The organism is Embleya sp. NPDC059213, from assembly GCF_042754445.1.
In the GTDB taxonomy this organism is placed as follows: Bacteria; Actinomycetota; Actinomycetes; order Streptomycetales; family Streptomycetaceae; genus Embleya.
The window spans coordinates 1-6,572 of the sequence record NZ_JBHZAV010000316.1; the positions used below are offsets into that span (position 1 = coordinate 1).

Consider the following 6,572-nt stretch of genomic DNA (forward strand, 5'->3'; position numbering starts at 1 on the left):
GCTCGGCGCGATCCACGACGCGCTGGTGGCCCGGATCGACGAGGCCACCGGCCGAGCCCGCGCCGAGCAACCGGCCGTCGAGTCCGGCACGTTCGCGGCGGTGAACCTGCTCGCCGCGGCCCGCGCCTGGCTCGCCGACCTGGCCCGCGCCGGCTGGCAGGGCATCGACCACGACCTGGTCTCCGGAGCGGGGCAGGTCGTCTTCGCGATGCTCCCGGACCCGACGCTGCGCCGCTCGGCCACGCTGTTGGACGGCTTCGCCGCCGAACTCGCGGCGTCCTGCCCCGGCGCGGCCCTGGAGCGCATCCCGGTGCGCCGCTGGGCCGACCTGTGGTCGCGGGCGATGTTGCTGACCCATCCCGGCGCCGTCGCACCGCCCGGCACCGACACCGTGACCGGCCGGCTGTTGCCGCTCGGCATCGACCTGCACGAGCACCCCACCGCCGTACAGGCCCAGGTGCACGCGGTGTTCGAGCCCGCCGGCGGCGGCCCGGCCCGCCTGGTCCGGGCGAGCGTCTCGGCGCCCAAACCGGACACCGTGGTCGGCGTGGGCGGGTGGCAACTGCTGCGCCCGCACCTGTCGTTGTCGGCCGCGGCCGGCGACGGGCGCTCGATGGATCTGACGGACATGCCGATCACCGCCGAGGGCGACCTGATCTGGAGCGACGCACACGCGCGGGTCGGCAAGCCCGCCGACGCTTTCGCCACCGCCCGGGTCGCGCTGCCCGGCGCCGGCGCCGGGGCGATCGCACCCCTGGACCGGCATCCGGCGGGCATCGCGATACCGGTGTTCCTGGAGGACTACGGGGTGGACCGGGCGGACGGCGGGCTCGCGTTCACGCTCGCGGGCCACCGGATCGCCGTCGACGCGGACCGCATCCCCTCGGCCGGACCGCTCACTCCCGACGCCGTCGCGACCTCAAGCGCGTGCATCGGCTTGGTGCGGTGGGACGCCGGCGACTTCCGGATCCAGCCGCTCGCCGTCGAGACCGCGGTCAAGAAGAAGACCGTCACGATCCACGCCGGCGCCTGGGCCGGCGGCACCGCGGACAAGGTGGGCGTCAAGGCCGAACAGGCCGCCGGCGAAGCAGTGCGGGTGTTGCGCGAACGCGCCGGGAAGTTGTTGCGCACATGAGCGAGCCGAGCACTGTACCCGTCCCGAAAGCCGCGCTCGACCTCGCCGCGTCCGCCTCTGTCGACCTTGCCGGCGCATCCGCAGCCGAGCCGGTCACCGAGCCGATCGCCGACGAGAATCGTCGGCAGGTCCTCTACTGGCGGCTTCTGGCCCGCCTGTTCGACCCGCAGGAGCAGGCAAGCCTCGAATCGGCGAGCCTGGCCGTGGTCGAGGACCTCGGCCTGCCGCCCGCGCTGCTGGACCCACAGGCGTCCGTCGACGCGATCGTGCAGCGACACCCCGAACTGGCCGCCGAGTTCGAGGACCTGATGGTGCCCGAGCCGGACCCGGACGGCCGCGACCGGGCCGCCGAGGTGCGCCGCGCCGCGATGGTGGGCAAGTTGCTGCTCAATGTACTGGGCACCGGATCGGGCACCGTCAGCGCCGAACAGTTGTCCCGCTGGCAGTCGGACGCCGGCTGGCTGGAGCGTGCGATCGGCTGCAAGCCCGGCGATCTGCGCGGCGGTCGGCCCGGGTCCGCGGGTCGAGCAGCCGGCCGGACCGGCACCGGCGTCGGCGGCGGAACACCCGATCTCGGCACGCTGATCCCGGCGATCGGCCCGGAACTGGCCGCCATCGAGGCGGACCTGGTCAAACGCATGAAGCTGCGCGAGGTGCTCGCCGACTCCCGGCTCGCGGCGCAACTGACCCCGAGCATGTCGCTGATCGAGGAACTGCTGCGGGACAAGAACAATCTGTCCGGCGTCGCGTTGGCCAATGCCAAGGATCTGATCCGCCGCTTCGTCGACGAGGTCGCCGAGGTGCTGCGCACCCAACTGGCCAAGGCCAGTGTCGGCACGCTGGATCGGTCGATCCCGCCCAAGCGGGTGTTCCGCAACCTCGACATCGACCGCACGATCTGGAAGAACCTCACCAACTGGGATCCCGAGGAGGAGCGGTTGTACGTCGACCGCCTCTTCTACCGGCACACCGTCCGCAAGACCACTCCCTCGCGGCTGATCGTGGTCGTGGACCAGTCCGGCTCGATGGTCGACTCGATGGTCAACTGCACCATCCTGGCGTCGATCTTCGCCGGACTGCCGAAGGTGGACGTACACCTGATCGCCTACGACACCCAGGCCATCGACCTCACCCCGTGGGTGCACGACCCGTTCGAGACCCTGCTGCGCACCCAACTCGGCGGCGGCACCGACGGCACGGTCGCGATGGCCCTGGCCCGACCCAAGATCGCCGAACCGCGCAACACCGTCGTGGTGTGGATCTCCGATTTCTACGAATGGCACACCGAACGGCTGTTCGCCGACATGGCGGCCGTGCACCGCTCGGGAGCCAAGTTCATCCCGGTCGGCTCGGTGACCAGTTCCGGTCGCGGCAGTGTCAACCCCTGGTTCCGCGAACGCTTCAAGGACCTGGGCACACCGGTGATCTCCGGGCACATCCGCAAGCTCGTGCACGAACTCAAGACGTTCCTCGCCTAGAAAGGCTCCCTCACATGTCCGACCTGTTGCGCGCGCCCGTCGAACTCAAGTACGCCGAGGAGCTCGACTGGCTGGAGTCCGTCGACGACGGCCCCAAGCCCTTCACCTGGCGGTTGTCGCCGAAGATGATCCGCCTGTTCGTGCTGGGCTCCGAGCGCTCCGACGGCCTCGACCGGGAGATCGCCCAGAAGTGGTTCGGCGACCGCAGCATCGTCGAACGCGCCATCGTCACATTGGCCTCGGACCGCGGCCTGCTGCTGATCGGCGACCCGGGCACCGGCAAGAGCTGGCTGGCCGAACTGTTGGCCGCCGCGATCTGCCGCAACTCCACCCTGGTCGTGCAGGGCACCGCCGGCACCACCGAGGACCACATCAAGTATTCGTGGAACGTGTCGATGGTGATCGCCAAGGGCCAGTCGCGGGAGTCGATGATCCCCTCGCCGATCATGACCGCGATGGAGTCCGGCGCGATCGGCCGGTTCGAGGAACTCACCCGCTCCACCAGCGACGTGCAGGACGCGCTGATCTCCATCCTGTCCGAGAAGTACGTCTCGGTGCCGGAACTGGACGACGACGCCATCGTGTTCGCCAAGCCGGGCTTCTCCGTGATCGCCACCGCCAACAGCCGCGACCGAGGCGTCAACGACCTGTCCTCCGCCCTCAAGCGCCGCTTCAACTTCGTCCGCATCCCGGTGGTGACCAACAAGAAGAGCGAGGCGGAAATCGTCCGCTTCCGCACCGAGGAACTGCTGCGCCGGCACCGGATCGAGCTGGAGGTGCCGCCGACACTGCTGGACGTGCTGTTGCAGAGCTTCGCCGACCTGCGCGCCGCCTCGGCGGCGGCCGGCAGCGACGACGAGCGGTTGGAGTCGTCGTTGTCCACCGCCGAACAGATCGGCGTGCTGGAGGACGCCATCCTGCACGGCAACTTCTTCGGTGACCGCGCGTTGACCGCACACACCCTCGCCGCCTCCCTGGTCGGTTCGCTGGCCCGACGCGAACCGGAGGATCTGGCCATCATCAACAAGTACCTGCACGGCGTGATCGAGCCGCGCGGCAAGGAGGAGGGCGGGCACTGGCCGGAGTTCCTGGAGGGTGGTCGCACGGCGATCGCCGCCCTGTCGTGACCGCCCCGGACGAGGGCGCGTTCGACGCGCTGCGCGGTCAACTCCGGGATGCGGCGGCGACGTTCGCCGACGGGCCGGACGCATTGGCGGACATCCTGCTCGGCATCGTCGACGACGTCGACCGGGCGGCCCGCGAACCCCTGGAGATCTTCCCGGTCTGCCACCACTCGCCCGCCTCGGCGATCGCGATGGCCCGACGGCTGCGCGCCAAGCAGCCGAAGGTGGTCTATCTCGAACTCTGCGAGGATATGGCGCCGCTGCTGTCCGAGCTGCGCAACTGCACGCTCCCGGTGGCCGTCCAGGCGTTCGCCTCCGAGATCGACGGTTTCCCGATCGAGTGGGCGCCGCTGTCGGTGGTCGCGCCGATCACCGAGGCGTCCGCCGAATACCAGGCGATCGCCTATGCGTTGGACACCCCCGGGGTCGAACTGGTCCTGGTCGACCGTTCCTCGGACCACGTCTACCAGTGGGAACCACGCGACCGCGACGGCGGCGAGCAGGCCGATCCGGACGCGCCGCCGGCCGAGGAGGAAAGCGCGCTGCACGGCGACGCGATCGGCCTGGAGATCGGCGATCTGCGTCCGCGCTTCGCCGAACTGGAGGAGCACCTGCTGCGGCACGGACGGGTGCGGCACTGGTCGGAATGGTGGCACCAATACGTCGAACTGCCACTCGGCGACTGTGACCACGACACCTACCGACAGGTCATGGTTTTGATCGGCAGCCTGTTCCGGCGGCTGGCCCCCGGCGACTCGCGGCGCGTGCGGGTGGACGAGGACCGCGAGCGCTACATGTGGACCCGGATGCGCGAGCACCTCGCCGCCACCGGCACCGATCCCGCGGACTGCCTCTACGTCTGCGGCGCCTTCCACGCGGCGGCCCGGGTCGCCGAGTTCGGCATCGAGGGCACCGACACCTACGAGATCGGCCCGCGTACCGCGACCACGTGGCAATACGGGCTGATTCCCTCCAGCCACGCCGCGATCGAGGCGCAGTTCGGCCTCGCGGCCGGGTCGGTGTCGATCGCCGCGACGGTGTGGGCGAAGAACCTCCGACGTACCGGCGCACAACCGTTCCGGCTCGTCGGTCAGGCGGGCGCCAAGAAGGCCGCGAAGCCGAAGAAGAGCGCGAAGGCCGCACCGTCGGCGCCGGCCGTGCCGGACGCCCCGGCCGGCGACCGCTTGTCCGGTTTCCTGGGTCGGCCGCCGGTGCTGGATCGACTGGACGAGGACGAACTGCTCGGCTGGTCCGTGGAGGTCGTACGGGCCGCGCGCCGCAACGGCTATCTCGCCTCCACCGCGGACGCCATCGCGGTGTTCGAGACATCGATCCTGCTCGCCGAAATGCGCGACCGGGCCAAGCCCACGCCGTACGACTTCCAGGACGCGGCGGTCACCTGCATCGAGAAGGACGTCGTGCCGGGTCGGCGCGACGTGCGCCGCCTGGTCGAGATCATGATGGGCGGCGACCGGATCGGCAAGGTGGGCTACGACGCCCTGCCGCCGCTGGCGCGGGACGTGCACGACCGGCTCGCCCCGCTCGGGCTGAACCTGGAACAGCGGGGCGTGCGAAGGGCGTTGCTGGATATCGCGGCCCGGCCGGAGTTGGCGCGCTGTTCCGACGTGTTGTGGATGTTGCGCTATCTGATGCCGCCGGGCACGGCCCGGCCGATCATGGGCGAGCGGCGGCTGGGCGAACCGGCGATCCAGGAATCGTGGGACCTGGCGCTGGGTACCCAACAGCGCGCGTTGATCGAACTCGGTTACGAGGGCGTCAGTATCGAACAGGTGCTGGAACAACGACTGCGCCGCGCCGCCTACGGCCCGCACGCGACTGCGGCGAGTGTGCTGGCGGCCGTCGAGGACGCGACGCTGTACCTGCGCGGCGGCCGACTCGCCGAGGAACTGGGCGGTCGGGCACTGGACGTGCTGGCGACCGAGCGCAGCGTCGACGGTGCGCCGGAAGTGTTGCGCAGGGTACGGCGGTTGCTGGCCTACTACCGAACCAGCGAGCCGGTGCTGCCGACCTGGATCGAGTCGTTCGTCAAGACCGGATACGCGCACTACTGCACGCTGCTGCCGACCGCGTTCACCGACGAGGACGCCGGTGTGCGTGAGGTCGCGGCCATGCTGGGCTTCCTGTTCGGGATGGAGAGCCTGGCCCTGTCCCTGGGGTGTGACAGGACCCAACTGGAGTTGGCGATCGCGCAGTCGCATCCCGAGGAGCCCGCGAAGGTCGCCCTGTCGTGGGCGGCCCGAGTACAGCTCGGCGGGCTGTCCCGGGCGGAACTGCGCCGGCGCTGCGACGAATTGTTGGGCAATCCGCTGGTGTTGCCCGCCTATCCGCAATACCTGAGCGGATTCGTGCACGCGCTGGAGCCGGTGCCGGGGTTGACCGACTTCGTGGTGGAGGCGGTGTCCAACGCGTTCGCCCGGCTGCCGGACCCGGTGTTGCTGCCGTGGTTGCCGACCCTGATCGGCACGTTGCGCTCCGGCGGCGCCGAACTCGCCCCGCTGCTGATCCGCGAGGCCGGGCGGATCTTCCCGGGCCGGCTCGCGGCGTTGGACGCGTGGGTGCCGCCGTGGCGGGCGCCCGCCGGGCCGGCGGTCCGCCCGGCCGGCGGCCGTTCGGGCGCCGGGGGTCCCGGCCTCGCCCTGCTCGCGGCCCATCCGGTCGCGTGCGATGCGGTGGCGGGGCTGCTGGGTTGCACCGAGCCGTGGGCGTCGGCGGAGGTCGGCGCGCCGGGGGCCGCGCTGGTCGAACGCCACCCGGCCGCGGCTGCGGCGCTGGCCGCGTTGTTCGTCGACGCGTGACCGGTCCCGGGTGGGCGGC

The 6,572-nt window shown here is 70.9% G+C and carries 4 protein-coding genes; all 4 read left to right on the top strand.

Going from position 1 to position 6,572, the window contains the following annotated elements; translation table 11 throughout:
* Positions 1-1,135: hypothetical protein (locus ACFXMF_RS46015; RefSeq protein WP_380021245.1), on the top strand; the 1,135-nt coding region annotated here is incomplete at its 5' end.
* The gene (locus ACFXMF_RS46020) at positions 1,132-2,613 is read left to right on the top strand and encodes a VWA domain-containing protein (protein ID WP_379991119.1); all 1,482 of its coding nucleotides are present in this window, start codon (positions 1,132-1,134) and stop codon (positions 2,611-2,613) included. The genes ACFXMF_RS46015 and ACFXMF_RS46020, both read left to right, overlap by 4 nt.
* A gap of 14 nt (positions 2,614-2,627) precedes the next feature.
* The gene (locus ACFXMF_RS46025) at positions 2,628-3,740 is read left to right on the top strand and encodes an AAA family ATPase (RefSeq protein WP_360317999.1); all 1,113 of its coding nucleotides are present in this window, start codon (positions 2,628-2,630) and stop codon (positions 3,738-3,740) included.
* Positions 3,737-6,553 carry a DUF5682 family protein gene (locus ACFXMF_RS46030; RefSeq protein ID WP_380021247.1) on the top strand — a complete coding sequence of 939 codons (2,817 nt, stop codon included), beginning with the start codon at positions 3,737-3,739 and terminating at the stop codon, positions 6,551-6,553. Before ACFXMF_RS46025 ends, ACFXMF_RS46030 begins: the two co-directional genes overlap by 4 nt.
* Positions 6,554-6,572: the final 19 nt, after the last annotated feature.